We start from the raw sequence: 15,844 nt of genomic DNA, 5'->3' as shown, positions 1-15,844 counted from the left end.
CTCGTGGTCGCGCTGAGCCCGTAAATGCGACCGCAGGCACCAGCCGGAGGTCCGGCTGTCACCCACGGCCGCCATGTGTGACAGCCGGCAGCCATGAGCGACAGCCGGCAGCAGCTCTCGCGGTCGTGCGGGCGGCCCGATGCGCGACCCACGCGAGGCTGGCTTGTCCCCACGGTCGCGTCGACGCCGAAATCGCGACCGCAAGCACAAGCCGGACATGTCCACACGCGCGGGCCCGGCAGCTGAGCGGTGCGTCAGCGTCGTCACCCCCCCTGACGCGGCGGTCGGGTGACGGCACCCCTCCACTACCGTCATGGCGAATCACCCCGCCACCACGGGGCCCGGCCGGGCACCGTGACGCGACAACACCCCCAGGGGGCCACATGCCGACGGTTCAGCACCTCAACTGCGGCACCATGCGGCCCCCGGCCACCGGCGGCAGCCTGGTCGCCCACGTTCTTCTCGTGGAGACCGCCGGCGGCCTGGTGCTCGTCGACTCGGGGTTCGGGCTGTGGGACATCGAGGAGCCCGCCCGGCGTATCGGCTCGGCCCGGCACCTGATCCGGCCGGTGCTCGACCCCGCCGAGACGGCGATCCGGCAGATCCAGAAGCTGGGGTACCAGCCGTCCGACGTACGCGACATCGTGCTCACCCACTTCGACGTCGACCACGCCGGTGGGCTCGCCGACTTCCCGCACGCGCGGGTGCACCTGACCGCCGCCGAATCGCGGGCCGCCCAGCATCCGCGTACCGCCAACGAACGCAGCCGGTACCTGCCCGCCCAGCGCGAGCACCGCCCGAACCTGGTCGAACACGACCCGGAGCGCGGCGACGTGTGGCGGGGTTTCGCGGCGGCCACCGAGATCCTGCCCGGCGTCGTCCTGGTCGGCCTGTCCGGGCACACCCGCGGCCACGCCGCCGTGGCGGTCGAGGCCGGCGATCGCTGGATCCTGCACGCCGGTGACGCGTTCTACCACCGAGCACAGATCCTGAAGAAAGGCCAGAAAGCGCCCAGAATTCTCACCGTGATGGAACAGGTCGTCGCCTGCGACAGGCAGCGGGTCAAGGCCAACCACGACAACCTGCGCCAGCTCTGGACCACCGCATCACCAGGCCTCACGATCGTCAACGCCCACGATCCGGAGCTGTTGCGCCAGGCACGTAAGGTCGTCGGATGACGTTCAGCGACAGGGTGCGGTCGGCGTTCCGGCGGGGTGAGACCGACGCGGTCGTGCGGATGAGCGAGGCCGAGATCACCCGGGCCCAGCAGGCCGGCGACCCGGCAGGCGAGGTCGAGGCTCGGTACAGTCTGGCCCGCGTCGCCATCCGCGGCGGCGACCTGAACCTGGGCGAGGCCCACGCTCGCGAAGCCCTGGACGTCGCCACCAAGTCGGGGGAGCGGGCCCTGGAGGAACGGCCCCGTCACGTCCTGGCGGCCGTCGCCCGCATGTCCGGTGACCTGGCGAAAGCCCGCGATCTCTACCGCGAGAGCATCGCGCTCAACGAATCCCTCGGCCGGCCGGAGACGGTCAACTCGGAGTACCACAACCTGGCCTTCTGCGAACTCGGCCTCGGCAACCTGGACACCGCCCGCACGCTGTTCGCCGAGATCCGCGAGCGGGTCTTCGCCAACGAATGGGCCGATTTCGTACCCTATGTCTGTCTGGCCGGCGCGGCGCTCTCCTCCGCCGAGGGGGACCACGCCGGCGCGGCGCGCATGCTCGGCGTCACCGAAGCAGCGTTCCACGCGATCTACCAGGTCCCCGACCCCGACGACGCCGCCGACCTGGCAAAAGTCCGCGCCGCCGCCGTCCAGGCGCTGGGCCCGGCCGCTTTCGCCCAGGAACACACCAGGGGCCTCCTCCAAGACCCGCGAGCCGCGTTCCTCTAGACCGAGGGGAGGCGCGGCACGCTTTCGATCAATTTCCTGGTGTACGGGTGAGAAGGCGCCCCGAGAACCCGGTCGGTGTCGCCCTGCTCGACCAGACGTCCGTGCTCCAGCACCGCGGTGTGCCGGCACAACTCCGCCACCACGCCGAGATCGTGCGAGACCAGCATGATGGTCAGATCGCGTTCGGCGCACAGCGACGCCAGCAGGTCGACGATGCGTACCCGGGTGGTGAGGTCGAGAGCGCTGACCGGTTCGTCGGCGAGCAGCAGGCGGGGGTTGCCGACGATGGCCCGGGCGATCGCGATCCGCTGCCGCTGCCCGCCGGAGAACTCGTGCGGGTGCCGTCCGGCGGCATCGGCCGGCAGCCCCACCGCGTCCAGCGCCGCCGCGACCCGGGCCGGGTCGGCACCGAGGCCGAGCCCGCGCAGGGGTTCGGCGACGATCCGGCCGATCCGGTGCCGCGGGTCCAGCGACGAGTACGGATCCTGGAAGACCGCTTGGACACTCCGCCGGTAGTCGCGCATCCGGGGACGGGTCAGCGGGCTTCCGGCGTACCGAAGCTCTCCGCTCGAAGGCTGAGCCAGACCGAGCAGAATGCGCAACAGCGTGGTTTTGCCCGCGCCGGACTCGCCGACCAGGGCGACGTTGCGCCCGGGCTCGATGGCGAGCGAGACACCGGTGAGCGCGGCGGCGCCGGAGCGGTACGCGAAACCGATGTTGCGTGCCTCAAGAATCACGGCCGGTCCGTTTCAGAGCGGCGTCGAAGCGGCGGGCGCTGTCGACGAGCGTACGGGTGTATTCGTGTGCCGGCGACGTGATCAGCGACGTGATCGGCCCGGACTCGACGATCCGGCCGTCGCGCATCACGTGGGTGTCGCGGACGACGCGTGCGGCGACCGGCAGATCGTGGGTGATGAAGAGCAGTGCGGTGCCCCTGGTGGCGACGCTCCGGTCGAGCAGGTCGAGGATCTCGGCCTGCACTGTCACGTCGAGGGCGGTCGTCGGCTCGTCGGCGATCAGCAGTTTCGGCCGGCAGGCGAGGGCCATCGCGATCGCGACCCGCTGGCGCTGCCCGCCGGAGAGCTGATGCGGATAGGAGCGGGCGATCCGCTCGGCGTCGGTGAGGTGGACCTCGCGCAGCGCTTCGGTGACGGCCGCACGCAGCGCGCCGCCGCGCAGGCCGCGGAACCGGCGGATCGGCGCGGCGATCTGCCGCCCGGCGGTCATCAGCGGGTCGAGTGCGGTCAGCGGCTCCTGGAATACGATCGCGGCGACCTCGCCGTGCCCGCGTGGCGCGCGGATCATGTCGGCGCCGTCCAGCAGGATCGAGCCGGTCGCGGTGAGGCCCGCTGGCAGCAGGCCGAGCACGGCCAGGGCGGTCAGCGACTTGCCGGACCCGGACTCGCCGATCAGCCCGGTCCGGTCACCGGCCGCCACACTGAACGAGACGTCGTCGACGAGAGCGCTGCCGCCGGAGTTGCGGACGGTCAGGCCGTCGACGGTGAGCAGGCTCATCGGGATCTCCTGGGATCGGTGAAGTCACGCAACCCGTCGGCGGTCAGGTTCACGCCGATCACCAGCGCGACCAGCGCGATGCCCGGTGCGAGCGCCGCCACCGGCGCGACCAGCACGGTGGCCTGCGCCTGGTAGAGCATCCGGCCCCACGAGGCGTTCGGCGGCGGCGTGCCGAGACCGAGATAGGACAGGCTTGCCTCGGCCAGCACCGCGAGCCCGGCCTGCAGGGCCAGGTTGACCGAGACGGTCGGGGCGATGTTCGGCAGCACGTGGCTGACCACGATCCGCGGCCAGGAGATGCCCGCCACCCGGGCCGCGGTGATGTAGTCGCGGGCCAGGATCTGCTTCACCAGGACCCGGGTCAGCCGGGCCACCACCGCGGACATCGCCAGCCCGATGGCGATCACGGCGGTGGCGAGCGAGGCGCCGGCCCCGGCCACGATCAGCATCGCCAGCAGCAGCGTCGGGAACGCGATCAGGATGTCGAGCAGCACCGCGGCGGCGTCGTCGAGCCAGCGGGTGGCGAACCCCGCGACCAGCCCGAAGCTCACCCCGAGCACGCCGCCGACGGTGACCGCGCCGAGCGCCGTGCCGATCGCGATACGACCGCCGATCAGCAGCTGAGTGAACAGGTCCCGGCCGAGCTTGTCGGTGCCGAGCAGGTGGTCACCGCCGGGCGGCGCGAGCCGGCCACCGGAGGTGTCGTCCGGGGCGAACGGCAGCCACAGGTACGACAGCAGCACCCCGCCGGCCACCACGGCGACCAGCAGCAGCCCGGCCGCGAGGTGCAGCGAACGACGCCGGGTCATGAAGTGCTCCGGTGCAGCAGGCGCGGGTCGACGAGCCGCTGGGCGAGGTCGCCGAGGAAGCCGACGACCAGGACGGTGGCGGTGCTGACCAGCATGATCCCCTGGATCACCGGGTAGTCGTGCTGGCTGATCCCGCGGACCAGCATGCCGCCCAGGCCGGGCAGGGCGAAGACGCTCTCCACCACGACCGCGCCGAGGAACGTGGTGGCCAGCTCCATGGCGAGCACGGCGATCACCGGTACGGCGGCGTTGCGCAGCCCGTGCCGCCACATCGCCTGCGACGAGGTGGCGCCGAGCGCGCGAGCGGTACGCAGATAGTCGGCGCCGAGCACGTCGAGGGTGGCGCTGCGTACGTACCGGATCAGCGACGCCGACATCACCAGGGCGACCGTGATCACCGGCAGGACCAGGGCCTCGACCGCCGCGCCCGGGTCGGACCAGCCGTCAGGCGGGAAACCACCGGCCGGCAGGACCTGCAGGTTCAGTGCGAACACGGTGATCAGCAGCAGGCCGACCCAGAACGCCGGCACCGCGATGCCGAGCTGGGCGACAGCGTTGATGACCGGGCCGTACCAGCGGTCGGCGCGGGCCGCGGCCAGCACCCCGACCGGCACGGCGATCAGCACGGCGAGGGTGAACGCGGCGAGGGTCAGCGGCACCGTCACAGGCAGCCGGGCGGCGATCTCGTCACCGACCGGCAGCGTGCTGACCAGCGACTTCCCCAGGTCGAACGTGACGACGTCGCCGAGCCAGCTGAAGAATTGGGAGAGCAGTGGGGCATCCGTGCCGAGCTCCCGGCGGGCGGCCTCGATCTGCTCGGCGGTCGCGCCGACCGGGAGCAGGGCGTTGGCCGGGTCGCCCGGCAGGAGCCGGAGCAGCACGAACAGCACCACTGCTGCGGCGGACAGCGACACCAGAAGGATCGCGGTCCGCCGCAGCAGGTAGCGGATCATCAGCTCTTGACGATCCCGTACGCGAAGAACTGGGCGTTGAGGCCGTTGACCGGGTAACCGGTCAGCTTCGACGACGCGACCACGATCTGCGGGTAGAGGTAGAGCCAGTCGCTGGCCGCCTCCTCCGCGATGATCTTGTTGGCCTGCTTGAGCAGTGCGGTCTGCTCGTCGGTCGTGGTGGCCTGCTCCGCTTTGTTGACCAGGTCGGTGACCTGCGTGTTGTGGTAGCCCCAGTAGAAGTCGGGGTTGCCGTACCAGACCACGTCACGATCGTTGACGTGCTCCTGCAGCGTCGCCGCGAAGTCCCGCTTCTGGTACACCTTCGTGTACCACTCGTCGGCGGTGATCGTGTTGATGTTCACCGTGATGCCGACCTTCGCCAGCTCGCTCTTGATGAACGTGGCAGCTGTCGGGTGCGGGTCGTAACTCGGGGTGTCCAGCGAGAACGTGAAGCCGTTCGGGAAACCGGCGTCGGCCAGCAGCTTCTTGGCGTTCTCCACGTTGTACGCGTTGACCGATGTCAGGTCCTCGTACCACGGGTCGGTCGGCGGGACCATCGAGCCGATCTCGGTGCCGTACTCGCCCCAGATCGAGGTGAGCAGCTTCTTGTCGTCGATCGCCTGGCTGACGGCCTGCCGCACGGCCACCTTGTCGAACGGGGCGACCTTGTCGTTGAACGCGAGCAGCAGCTTGGTGGTGCCCTTGCCGTCGTTGACCTGGTAGCCGGCGTTGCCGCTGAACTGCGCGAGCGCGTCCGGGCTCTGCTCGCTGGTGACGACATCGACGGCGTTGGTGAGCAGCGCGTTGTTCAGCGCGGTGGCGTCGGTGAAGTAGTGGAACACCACCCCGGCGTTCTTCGCGGCGGTGCCCCAGTACCCGTCGAACCTGGTCAGCGACAGCGTCGAGCCGCGCTTCCACTCGCCGAACTTGTACGGGCCGGTGCCGTCAGCGGTGGTGGTCAGGTCGGTTGCCGCCGCGTTGCTGATCCAGATGTAGCTGAGGTTGTAGACGAACGAGATCGACCGGCTGGACAGCGTGAAGACGACAGTCGCGTCGTCCGGCGTCGCGATTGTCTTGATCACCGCGAGGTTGCTCTTACGGGCCGACTTCGAGTTCTCCGCTGTCACCCGCTCGACGCTGGCCTTCACGTCGGCCGAGGTCAGCGCCTTGCCCGAGTGGAACTTCACGTTCGGCTGCAGGGTGAACGTGTAGGTGAGGCCGTCGTCGCTGACCTTCTGGTCCTTGGCGAGCAACGGCTCGACAGCACCGGTGTCGGTCAGCTTGTACAGACCCTCGTACACGTTGCCGTTCAGTGCCTCGGTGACGCCCTGGCCGCCGCCCGCGGTGTTGTCCAGGTTCTGCGGCTCATAGACCGAACCGACCTGAATGACCGCGCTGCTGCTGTCGGCGGCGCTCGACGAGCTGTCCTCATCGCTGCCGCAGGCGGCAAGGATGCCGGCCAGGGCGAGCACGGTGAGGGTGGATAAAAGCCTTTTCACGGGGGATCTCCGGTTCGGATGAGGCATTCAGATGGTGCGGAAGACGGCGAGCTTCTCGCCGGCGCGTACCGGCAGGTGCAGGCGGTTCTGCGGGGGCGGCATCGGGCAGTTGTAGTGCTCGGAGAACCCGCACGGCGGCACGAAGGCGCGGTTGAAGTCGAGGACGACGTTCTGCTGCCCCGGCTCACGGTCGACGAACAGGAACCGGCCGGCGCCGTAGGTCTCGCCGCCGTTGGCGGGGTCGCCGTTCGTCGGGTCGCCGAAGACCAGCAGCAACCGTCCGTCGTCGTCGAAGGCGCTCAGTGTGTAGTCGCGTCCGCCGACGGTGAGGTGCAGGTCACCGGGGACCGGCAGGTCACGGGTGAAACCGGCGTCCTGCGCGTGCTGGAACGGCACCCGGCGATCACCGGGCACGTCCGTGTAGGTCGCTTCGAGCACCCAGGCCGGGTCGTACGGGTAGCTGTCGATGCCCTCGAAGCTCGTGATGGCGGGCGACGCGGCGTCCCACAGGCGCACCCCGCGCTGGATCTCGCCGTTGAAGGGGTCGCGGCGCGACAGCCGGGTGGCGGTGACGCTGGCGGGCTGACCGGCGAGGGCGGCGTCCGGATCGTCGGAGCCCCATCGGGTCTCGATCAACGCGAGGTTGCCGGTCGCGGACGTGACCGCGCGACGACGATCCTCCTGCCACGCGGCATGCTGCTGAGCTGCTGTGTTCTGCGTCATGGTGCCCCACAGTTGATCTTGACTACGGCTGCGCTAACCCTACAACTCAAGTAGGAGTAACAGCCATGGTCACGGTGGTCACACTGCCGCCGGGAAGTTTTTGAAGTTCTCGCCAATCCGACCAATCCGCCGCCGGACCAGCCCCGAATCGGAGGTGTCAGAACAAAAACCGAGAGGAACCACAATCATGCGTACGTACAAAATTGCCGCTGTTTCCGCCACTGTTCTCTTTTCCCTCGCCATGACGGCCTGCGGCAGCAGTGACAGCGACGCCGACGCGGCCCCGGCCGCGACCACGGCGACCATGGCGCCCACGATGGCGGCGTCCAGCGCCCCGGCCATGACCAGCATGACCAATTTCGGCCCAGGCTGCGCCGCGGTCCCCACCGACCCGGCGAACGCGGGCAGCTTCCAGGCGATGGCCCAGGTGCCGGTCGCTACCGCCGCCTCCGGAAACCCGCTGCTCAGCACTCTGGTCTCCGCCGTGAAGCAGGCCGACCTGGTCGACTCGCTGAACACCGCCGAGGCGGTGACCGTCTTCGCACCCACCAACGACGCCTTCGGCAAGATCCCGGAGGCCGACCTGAAGAAGGTCCTCGCCGACAAGAAGACCCTGACCAGCGTCCTGACCTACCACGTCGTACCGGGCAAGCTCACCCCTGCCGACCTGGCCGGCACCCACAAGACGCTGGAGGGCGACGAGCTGACCGTCAGCGGCAGCGGCGAGGACTTCACCGTCGACGGCTCCGCCGCGGTGATCTGCGGCAACGTCCAGACCGCCAACGCCAACGTCTACATCATCGACTCCGTCCTGATGCCGAAGAGCTGACCCTTTCCGGGCTTCGGACCTCTTACGGAGGGCACGTCATGCGAGGAATCACGATCGGCGCTGCCAGCGGGATCCTCGCCGCGGCATTCGGGGTCGCGGCGGCGGAACTGCTCGCTGCCGCGACCCGGCCCCAGGCCGGTCCGCTCACCGCCGTCGGGGGCGCGCTCATCGACGCGGCGCCGGCTCCGGTCAAGGAATTCGCGGTACGCACATTCGGCACCAGCGACAAGCCGGTGCTCCTCGGTGGCATCGTGCTGGCCCTGGCGCTGCTCACCGCCCTGGTCGGCGTCCTGGCGGTGCGGTGGCGGGTCGCCGGGGCGGCTGGAGCCGCGCTGCTCGGGGTGGTCGGCGCGACAGCAGCCCTGACCCGCCCGGCCGCCACGACGATCGACGCGGTGCCGGCCCTGATGGGAGCCGCCATCTCGGGGGTGGTGTTGTGGGTCCTGTTGCGATCTTCTTCCTCGACGACTGCTGACTCATCGGGTCTCGAATTCGATCGGCGTGCTTTCCTGCGGGCGGCCGCGCTCTTCGCCGGGAGCACCGCGGCAGCGGCCGGCGGTGTCTACGGTGTGCGGGAGGTTCGTGCCGGCGCCGCCAGCACCAGCCGCGAAGCGGTGCGGCTGCCCGCGCCGGCCGACCCGGCGAAACCGTTCAGCGGCGCCAATTTCTACACGGCCAACGATGACTTCTACCGCGTCGACACGGCATTGACGATTCCCCGGATCGACCTGGACACCTGGCGGCTGCGCATCCACGGCATGGTCGGCAACGAACTCGGCTTCTCCTTCGCCGAACTCCTCGACCGCCCTCTGATCGAACGAGACATCACCCTCAACTGCGTGTCGAACGAGGTCGGCGGTCCCTATGCCGGGACGGCGCGCTGGCTGGGCGTACCCCTGGCTCCGCTGTTGCGGGAAGCCGGCGTCCGAGCCGGCGCCGATCAGGTTGTCGCCCGGTCGGCCGAGGGGATGACCATCGGCACGCCGATCGATCTGCTGCTCGACGGCCGCGACGCGATGCTGGTGGTAGGCATGAACGGCGAACCGCTGCCCCTGGTCAACGGCTTCCCGGTGCGGATGCTCACGCCCGGCCTCTACGGGTACGCCGGCGCCTGCAAGTGGCTCACCGAACTCGAGGTGACCACGTTCGACGCCTTCGACGCGTACTGGGTGGAACGCGGCTGGGCCGCCCGCGGCCCGGTGAAGACCGCATCCCGCATCGACCAGCCGAAACCGTTCGCCCAGCCGCCGGCCGGCCCGGTGACCGTGGCCGGCGTGGCCTGGGCGCAGCAGCGAGGCATCAGCAAGGTGGAGATCAGCATCGATGGCGGCGCCTGGACCGAGGCGGAGCTGCTCCCGAGCCCGTCGATCGACACCTGGGTCCAGTGGCGTTACCGCTGGCCGGCCCCGTCCGGCCCGCACTCTCTGTCGGTCCGCGCGACCGACCGCACCGGTGAGGTGCAGACCGCCGACCGGGCCACGCCTTACCCGGACGGCGCGACCGGCCATCACACGATCTCGGTGACCGTCGCCTGAGCTTTTCAGGGTGCGGATGCGGCAACGGGGGTAAACGCTGATCATGAGAATCCGGCGAATGGCCCGCATGAGTGCGGCAGAGGCCCGGGCGGCCATGGCGGCGCCCCGGCCGGATCACGGATTCACCAGCCGTCGGGTCACTGTCGGCGGCCTGAAACTGCACGTGCGATCCCGGACCGGCTCGCCGGAACCCGGCATCCCGTGGGTGCTGCTGCACGGGCTCGCGGTGTCGCACCGATACCTGATGCCGACCGCCCTGGCACTGCCCGGCGACGTCTACGTGCCGGACCTGCCGGGTTTCGGCCTCTCCGAGAATCCGCGTGGCGCCTTCGACGTGACCGGGCACGCGACCGCGATGGCCGGCCTGATGGACGCGGAAGGCCTGTCCGGAGCGGTCCTGCTGGGCAACTCCTTCGGCTGCCAGGTCGCCGTCGAGCTCGCCGTCCGGCGTCCGGAACTGGCCGCCGCGCTGGTCCTGGTCGGTCCGACCGTCGACCCGGACGCGCCCACCCCCGCGGGTCAGGCCTGGCGTTGGGTACGCGACCTCGCCCACGAGGATCCGCAACAGGCCCGCATCATCGCCCGTGACGTCCGCGACGCCGGTGTCGCGCGAGTGCTACGAACATTGCGGCACAGCACCCGGCACCCGATGGCACAGCGGCTGCCCCTGGTCGCGGCGCCCGTCCTGGTCCTGCGCGGCGAGCACGACCCGATCGCCCCGCCGTCCTGGATCGCGCGGGCCGCGAGGCTCGCCGCGACCGGCCGGAGCATGTCCCTGCCGCGCGCCGCCCACAACGCGGTGACCACGGCCGGCCCGGAACTCGCCGCCGAGGCCGTCGCGTTCGTGCATCACCGCGCGTGGTCAGCAGGTGACGCCCCTGCCCCGGGCGGAAAGGCATAAACCTGAATTGACGCGGAGTCGGTTTTCTGACTCCGAAAAGCTGAATTCCCCGTCGCGTCGAAGTATGGCGTGGTGGTTGCCGTTTGCATGCGAAAAGCACGGGCAGTTTCGAGGCAGCAGGAATTGTTTCACGATCATTTCCCCCTCGAAAGGAATTGCCGTGATCACCCAGAACGACATCGCCCGGCTCGCCGGCGCCGACGTGTACGACACCGACGGCGACAAGGTCGGCTCGGTCGGCGAGGTCTACCTCGACGCGCAGGGCGGCGACCCCAAGTGGGTCACCGTCAGGACCGGGCTGTTCGGCACCAAGGAGACCTTCGTCCCGCTCCAGGCCGCGAGTTACTCCGGCGACCGGATCACCGTTTCGTACCCGAAGGGCAAGATCAAGGACGCACCGCGGATCGACGCCGACGGCGCGGTCTCGCCCGCCGAGGAGGTGGAGCTCTACACCTACTACGGGCTGCGCGACAGCGGCAACGCCGAGGGCCGGCACGCGGCGGGGTACGACGACAGCTACCACGACAGCACCGGCGACAGCGGCTCGATGACACGCTCGGAGGAGAAGCTGGTCGCCGACACGCGTACCGAAGAGGTCGGTAAGGCGCGCCTGCGCAAGTACGTGGTCACCGAGCAGCAGTCGGTCAGCGTGCCGGTCGCCCGCGAGGAGGTTCGCCTGGAACGTGAGCCGATCACCGACGCCAACGCCGGCGACGCCTACGACGGCCCGGAGATCACCGAGGCCGAGCACGAGGTCACCCTGCGCGCCGAGCGCCCGGTCGTGAACACCGAAGCCGTGCCGGTCGAGCGGGTACGCCTCGGTACCGAGACGGTCCGCGACGAGGAGACGGTCAGCGGCCAGGTCCGCAAGGAGCAGATCGAGTTCGACGGCGACAAGGGCCGCGACCGCCGCTGATCAAACTTTGGCGACCTTGATCTCGCCGTGCCGGTGCTGGCGGATACCGGTGGCGACGCCGGCGATCAGCACAGCCGCGCAGAGTCCGACCAGCACAGCAGGCGCAAGATCAAGGACCATGATCAGTACGATGGCCGGGACACCGAGTCCCGGCCAGATCAGGACAGCCCGGTACCGATGCGAGAGCACGCCCTGGATCAGGGCGGCGCTGACCAGGTAACCGGCCAGACCCGCCCCGAGCACCCAGCGGGTGCCGGAACTGAGGTGGCCTTCCGCGCCGTGCACGATGGCGTGTTCCAGGCCGACGGCCACGGCGGCGAGGCTGATCGCGATCGGCAGGTGGGCGTACACATAGAAGTCGTGTACGCCCTCGTGCGTCCGGTCACCCTCCTGCACCAGCCGGCGTTTCGCGGCGCCACCGGACAGGTCGAAGTAGGACCACCACAGGGCGGCGGCCAGCAGGAACGCGGCGAGCGCGGTGGACACCACACCGGCAGCCCACTTGCCGTCGTGCAAGCCGTGCACGGTCGCAGCGATGGACTCACCGAGCAGCAGGATGACGAAGAGACCGAACCGTTCCGGCAGGTGCTCCATGTGCAGTGGCGGAGCGTCCGGCAGCCGCGCGGCGACGGCCGGGCCGATCACGTCGACCAGGACACCTACAGCCCACAGGGCGTACCGGCCCGGCGCCGCCACCATCAGCGAGACCAGCCAGAAGCCGGCCCCGGCGGCGTGGCCGATCAGGTACGGCCTGATGCCCGACCGGGTCTCCGGCAGCGTCCGCCACACCCGCAGGTAGCCGATGACCAGCGCGATCCGCAAGGTGACGTACCCGAGGGCGAACCACGCGCCGGCCGCACCGGTGATTTGATCAGCCGACGCGGCCATCACGATCACCCCGCCCATGCCGGTCAGGGTGAGCAGCCGGAAGATCGCGTCGTCGGTGTCGAACCGGTTGGCGTACAGCGTGGCGCTGGCCCACGCCCACCAGCCCACCCCGAGAACCGCCGCGAACTTCAGCCCTCCGGCAGCGGTCTCGTCCTTCGCCAGCATGTTCGCGCAACCGGCAACGAACAGCACGAACGCCAGGTCGAAGAAGAGCTCGAGCCGGGTCGCCGACCGATTCGTCTCCTGATTCACATCGGGTTCACGGACGAGTTCCCGCTCCTCCCGATCCTCACGGTCAAGACGTTCACGGTCCTCGGAAGACACTCCGGACATGGTTTCGGACTCCTGGTCGGCTGACACGGCACAGGGCTACCCCGGCAAGCCCACCACCAACCGCGCCCCGTGCCCCAACCCGGCCGGCCCTCACCGCCGGTCTCACCGCCGTCTCACGGCCGCCGAGGCAACCAAGACAGGGAATCGTGGACCTCAGTAGAAGAAGAACAGCCGGTGGAGGGTTACCCACACGGCCCAGAGAGGCGGGGCCGGGCCGTCACTCTCGGCGGGGATGAGGGGTATCAGGTAGAGCGCCGCGACGGGGATGAGCAGCACACCCGGAAGCGACAGGATCACCAGGAGCAGGCGGCGCCGGCGCAGGGCGTGGAAGGCGGTTGCTCCCGCGCAGGCGCCGAGGATGGCGCCGATCAGCGTTCCGGCAGCGGTGGCGAGGCTGGAGGCGCGGTAGAACGTCAGCACCGGGCCGAAATCGTCATGGGTGTAGGTCACGAGAAGGTGGTCGCGCTCGGCGCTCCAGTTCTCGCACGGGTACCAGGAGAGGCTGCCGAAGTCATTCCAGCCGGCGGCCGCCGCCTGGGTGCGGGCGGTGTGGTCGAGGCGGCAGGCGGTGTCGCTGTCGGGCCGGTCGGTGTCCGGCTCGTAGGCGATGCTGACGTAACCCGGGCCGTACTCCTCGTCGCCCAGCCGTGAGCCGTACAGAAAATCTCGGCGATCCCGCTCACCGGCGGGAGTGACCCCCGGGAGGATCTCTTGCGCCAGCAGGAGAGACGCGGTGTCGCCCGGCAGCGGATCGGGGCTGAGAGCGCCGGCATAGGAGCCGGCGGTGGCGCCGATGATGCCGGCGAGCAGGGCGCCCAGCAGGGCGAGGCCGTTCCTCAACGGGTCGGTGCCTTTCGTCGAGGCGGTAGGGGAGATCATTATGGGCATCCGGCGGTGTCACCGGAATCCGGCGGGGAGGACGTTTCGTCATGCCGTTCGCAGATCAGCTGATCAATGCTCGGGCCGCTGAGGGTTTGATCGGTGCTGTCCGCGGTGTGGTGCCGTCGGCTGCTCTCGGCAATCTCGCCGAAGCCGGTGGCCGGCTGGACGGGCTGGCGCTGCGGGAGCGCGCCGACCTGTTGCGGGATGCGCTGCTCGCGGACCTGCCCGGGGACTACACGCGGTTCGCCGATGTCGTCCGGCGCAGTGCGCCGTTGCTCGCCGGCTGGATGATCTGGCCGGTGACCAGCGCCGTCGCGGCGAAAGCGGTCGCCGACGGGGGCCCGGAGGCCTTCGACGACGCGATGGGTCTGCTGGCGGAGCTGACCGGGCGGCTGACGGCCGAGTTCGCGATTCGGACGCTGCTGCGCCACGACCTGGACCGGGCCCTGGCGATCGTGCGGGACTGGACCGCGTCCGGGGACCCGGACGTGCGGCGGCTCGCCTCCGAGGGGACCCGGCCCTATCTGCCCTGGTCGATCCGGGTGCCGGAGGTGATCAGCCGGGCCGGCGTGACGGTGCCGATCCTGGACGCGCTGTACCGCGACGACAGCGAATACGTGCGGCGCTCGGTCGGCAACCACCTCAACGACCTGAGCCGCGACCAGCCCGGGCTGGTCGTCGAGACGGCGGGCCGGTGGCTGGCCGAGGCTGACGCGCATACGGCGTCGGTGGTGCGGCGCGGTCTGCGTACCCTCGTGAAGAAGGGCCACCCGGGAGCGTTGGCGACGCTCGGGTTTGCTCCTGCCACGATCGACGTCGAGGGGCCGGTCCTCGGCGAGGGGACCGTTGCCGTCGGCGGGGTGCTGAGCTTCTCGGCCGTGTTGCGCAACACGGGTACCGAGGCGGCGCGGATCGCTGTGGACTATGTGGTCTACCACCACAGGGCCGACGGGTCGCAGAGCGGAAAGACGTTCAAGCTGACCACCCGGACGCTGGAGCCGGGTGAGGAGATGCGGGTCGTGCGGGAGCACTCGTTCCGGCCGATCACGACGCGGCGTTACTACGCGGGGCCGCACGGGGTGGCTCTGCAGGTTAATGGGGTGGTGTCGGCGCGGGCGGAGTTCGAGCTGACCGGAGGCACGGCATAGCAGGCAGTTCGGGCCTCCCAAGAAATCGGTGGACCTGTGCCGGAGTCGTTGCGCATGTACATCCTCGACACCGAGGCGTTGACCGTGCGCGCGGTCTTCGAGAACGGGAGCCTCCCGTCGAGCCGACCGACACCGCGGTCTCCCTGGTGGCGAAGTCGTCGGCGTACGCCGAGGTGGTCGCGGCCGGTGCCCCGGCCGATACCGGGGTCTGCTTCTCGCGCGGGCGCCGACGATCTCGTCTCCCTGCTGTACATCGGCACCGGGTTCTGACGGCAGAGCCGGTGCCGGGGCGGGCCGTTACGCCGTGAGGGCGGCTGCGGCCTCGCGGTAGATGACGCTCGGGTCCTCGGACTGCCAGGCCTTCACCTGGCGGCTCCACGCGTCGGCGAGAACCTCGGGCCGGCCCTCTTCGATGCCGTCCAGGGCTGCCTTCACCACCACGTCCGGGGCGGTTTTGTCGCCCTCGTACCAGGCCATCATGTCGGTGTCGGCGGCGCCCAGGTGCAGGCCGGTCACCAGGGTTCGCTGCTTTGCCAGCTCGAGGCGGGCGGCGTTGGTCAGCGCCCACTCGGCCGCCTTCGCCGCGTGGTAGGCGCCGGCTCCGTCGTAGGCGAGCCAGGAGATCGCGGACAGCACGTTGAGGATCGCGCCGTCGGCCAGCTGGGGTGCGAACGCGCGGATCACGTTCAGCGTGCCGTAGAAGTGGGTGTCCATCTCGCTGCGGATGGTGTCCAGGTCGCCGCTGATCAGGTTGGCGCCGGTCGAGATGCCGGCGTTGTTGATCAGGATCTGGACGTCCGGGGCCTCGGCCGCGGCGGCCGCCACCGACGCCGGGTCGGTGATGTCGAGACGCAGCGGGATGACACCGGGTACGTCGATCAGCTCGGGGCGGCGCGCGGTGGCGTAGACCTTGGCGGCGCCGCGAGCGACAAGGGAGTGGGCGAACTGCCGTCCGAGGCCTCGGTTTGCGCCGGTGACCAGGACGTTTGCTCCGTTGATCTGCATGCGGGCTACGCTAGAAC

General features: G+C 70.0%; 16 protein-coding genes. 7 read left to right on the top strand and 9 right to left on the bottom strand.

Features of this window, described 5'->3' with window-relative positions; translation table 11 throughout:
* The first annotated feature begins 383 nt into the window (after positions 1 to 383).
* Together ACQP2E_RS20505 and ACQP2E_RS20500 are read left to right on the top strand one after the other, a co-directional pair.
* Positions 384 to 1,178 carry an MBL fold metallo-hydrolase gene (locus ACQP2E_RS20505; RefSeq protein ID WP_433824527.1) on the top strand — a complete coding sequence of 265 codons (795 nt, stop codon included), beginning with the start codon at positions 384 to 386 and terminating at the stop codon, positions 1,176 to 1,178.
* Positions 1,175 to 1,891 (top strand): tetratricopeptide repeat protein, encoded by a 717-nt coding sequence (locus tag ACQP2E_RS20500; protein ID WP_433824526.1) that lies wholly within the window; start codon positions 1,175 to 1,177, stop codon positions 1,889 to 1,891. Before ACQP2E_RS20505 ends, ACQP2E_RS20500 begins: the two co-directional genes overlap by 4 nt.
* On the opposite strand, the gene ACQP2E_RS20495 is transcribed toward ACQP2E_RS20500, so the two are convergent.
* Genes ACQP2E_RS20495 through ACQP2E_RS20470 form a run of 6 tightly spaced genes read right to left on the bottom strand, consistent with a single transcriptional unit; the run spans position 1,888 to position 7,390 of the window.
* A complete protein-coding gene (locus ACQP2E_RS20495; RefSeq protein WP_433824525.1) occupies positions 1,888 to 2,628 on the bottom strand; it encodes an ABC transporter ATP-binding protein in 741 nt (246 codons plus the stop codon). The genes ACQP2E_RS20500 and ACQP2E_RS20495 overlap by 4 nt on opposite strands.
* A complete protein-coding gene (locus ACQP2E_RS20490; protein WP_433824524.1) occupies positions 2,618 to 3,406 on the bottom strand; it encodes an ATP-binding cassette domain-containing protein in 789 nt (262 codons plus the stop codon). The genes ACQP2E_RS20495 and ACQP2E_RS20490 overlap by 11 nt, the downstream gene beginning before the upstream one ends.
* Positions 3,403 to 4,215 carry an ABC transporter permease gene (locus ACQP2E_RS20485; RefSeq protein WP_433824523.1) on the bottom strand — a complete coding sequence of 271 codons (813 nt, stop codon included), beginning with the start codon at positions 4,213 to 4,215 and terminating at the stop codon, positions 3,403 to 3,405. Before ACQP2E_RS20485 ends, ACQP2E_RS20490 begins: the two co-directional genes overlap by 4 nt.
* Positions 4,212 to 5,168 carry an ABC transporter permease gene (locus ACQP2E_RS20480; protein ID WP_433824522.1) on the bottom strand — a complete coding sequence of 319 codons (957 nt, stop codon included), beginning with the start codon at positions 5,166 to 5,168 and terminating at the stop codon, positions 4,212 to 4,214. The genes ACQP2E_RS20485 and ACQP2E_RS20480 overlap by 4 nt, the downstream gene beginning before the upstream one ends.
* Positions 5,168 to 6,667 carry an ABC transporter substrate-binding protein gene (locus ACQP2E_RS20475; RefSeq protein ID WP_433824521.1) on the bottom strand — a complete coding sequence of 500 codons (1,500 nt, stop codon included), beginning with the start codon at positions 6,665 to 6,667 and terminating at the stop codon, positions 5,168 to 5,170. Before ACQP2E_RS20475 ends, ACQP2E_RS20480 begins: the two co-directional genes overlap by 1 nt.
* A 27-nt stretch (positions 6,668 to 6,694) precedes the next feature.
* Positions 6,695 to 7,390, bottom strand: a complete 696-nt coding sequence (locus ACQP2E_RS20470) for a DUF1684 domain-containing protein (RefSeq protein ID WP_433824520.1) — start codon at positions 7,388 to 7,390, stop codon at positions 6,695 to 6,697.
* A gap of 187 nt (positions 7,391 to 7,577) precedes the next feature.
* Here ACQP2E_RS20470 and ACQP2E_RS20465 point away from each other — a divergent pair, with 187 nt between their 5' ends.
* From ACQP2E_RS20465 to ACQP2E_RS20450, 4 genes are all read left to right on the top strand, one after another.
* Positions 7,578 to 8,219, top strand: a complete 642-nt coding sequence (locus tag ACQP2E_RS20465) for a fasciclin domain-containing protein (protein WP_433824519.1) — start codon at positions 7,578 to 7,580, stop codon at positions 8,217 to 8,219.
* Positions 8,220 to 8,257: 38 nt separating this feature from the next.
* Positions 8,258 to 9,754: a molybdopterin-dependent oxidoreductase gene (locus ACQP2E_RS20460; protein WP_433824518.1), complete on the top strand. Its 1,497-nt coding sequence runs from the start codon at positions 8,258 to 8,260 to the stop codon at positions 9,752 to 9,754.
* Positions 9,755 to 9,821: 67 nt separating this feature from the next.
* Positions 9,822 to 10,655, top strand: coding sequence for an alpha/beta fold hydrolase (locus ACQP2E_RS20455; RefSeq protein ID WP_433824517.1), 834 nt, complete (start codon positions 9,822 to 9,824; stop codon positions 10,653 to 10,655).
* 160 nt (positions 10,656 to 10,815) lie between these two features.
* Positions 10,816 to 11,571: a DUF2382 domain-containing protein gene (locus tag ACQP2E_RS20450; RefSeq protein ID WP_433824516.1), complete on the top strand. Its 756-nt coding sequence runs from the start codon at positions 10,816 to 10,818 to the stop codon at positions 11,569 to 11,571.
* Here ACQP2E_RS20450 and ACQP2E_RS20445 read toward each other — a convergent pair whose 3' ends face one another.
* Both ACQP2E_RS20445 and ACQP2E_RS20440 read right to left on the bottom strand, forming a co-directional pair.
* Complete coding sequence (locus tag ACQP2E_RS20445) at positions 11,572 to 12,792, bottom strand: low temperature requirement protein A (protein WP_433824515.1); 1,221 nt, start codon at positions 12,790 to 12,792, stop codon at positions 11,572 to 11,574.
* Positions 12,793 to 12,945: 153 nt separating this feature from the next.
* Entirely contained in the window at positions 12,946 to 13,671 is a 726-nt protein-coding gene (locus ACQP2E_RS20440) for a hypothetical protein (protein ID WP_433824514.1), read from the bottom strand.
* A 50-nt stretch (positions 13,672 to 13,721) separates the two neighbouring features.
* Between ACQP2E_RS20440 and ACQP2E_RS20435 the strand changes: the two genes are divergently transcribed.
* Entirely contained in the window at positions 13,722 to 14,822 is a 1,101-nt protein-coding gene (locus ACQP2E_RS20435) for a hypothetical protein (protein WP_433824513.1), read from the top strand.
* A 297-nt stretch (positions 14,823 to 15,119) separates the two neighbouring features.
* Here the strand turns inward: ACQP2E_RS20435 and ACQP2E_RS20430 are convergent, their stop codons facing one another.
* The gene (locus ACQP2E_RS20430) at positions 15,120 to 15,827 is read right to left on the bottom strand and encodes an SDR family oxidoreductase (RefSeq protein ID WP_433824512.1); all 708 of its coding nucleotides are present in this window, start codon (positions 15,825 to 15,827) and stop codon (positions 15,120 to 15,122) included.
* Positions 15,828 to 15,844: the final 17 nt, after the last annotated feature.

Source organism: Actinoplanes sp. CA-015351 (assembly GCF_050955685.1).
Taxonomy (GTDB): domain Bacteria; phylum Actinomycetota; class Actinomycetes; order Mycobacteriales; family Micromonosporaceae; genus Actinoplanes.
The sequence above is the reverse complement of the archived record's forward strand: the minus strand, read 5'-3'. Positions and strand labels throughout refer to the sequence as shown.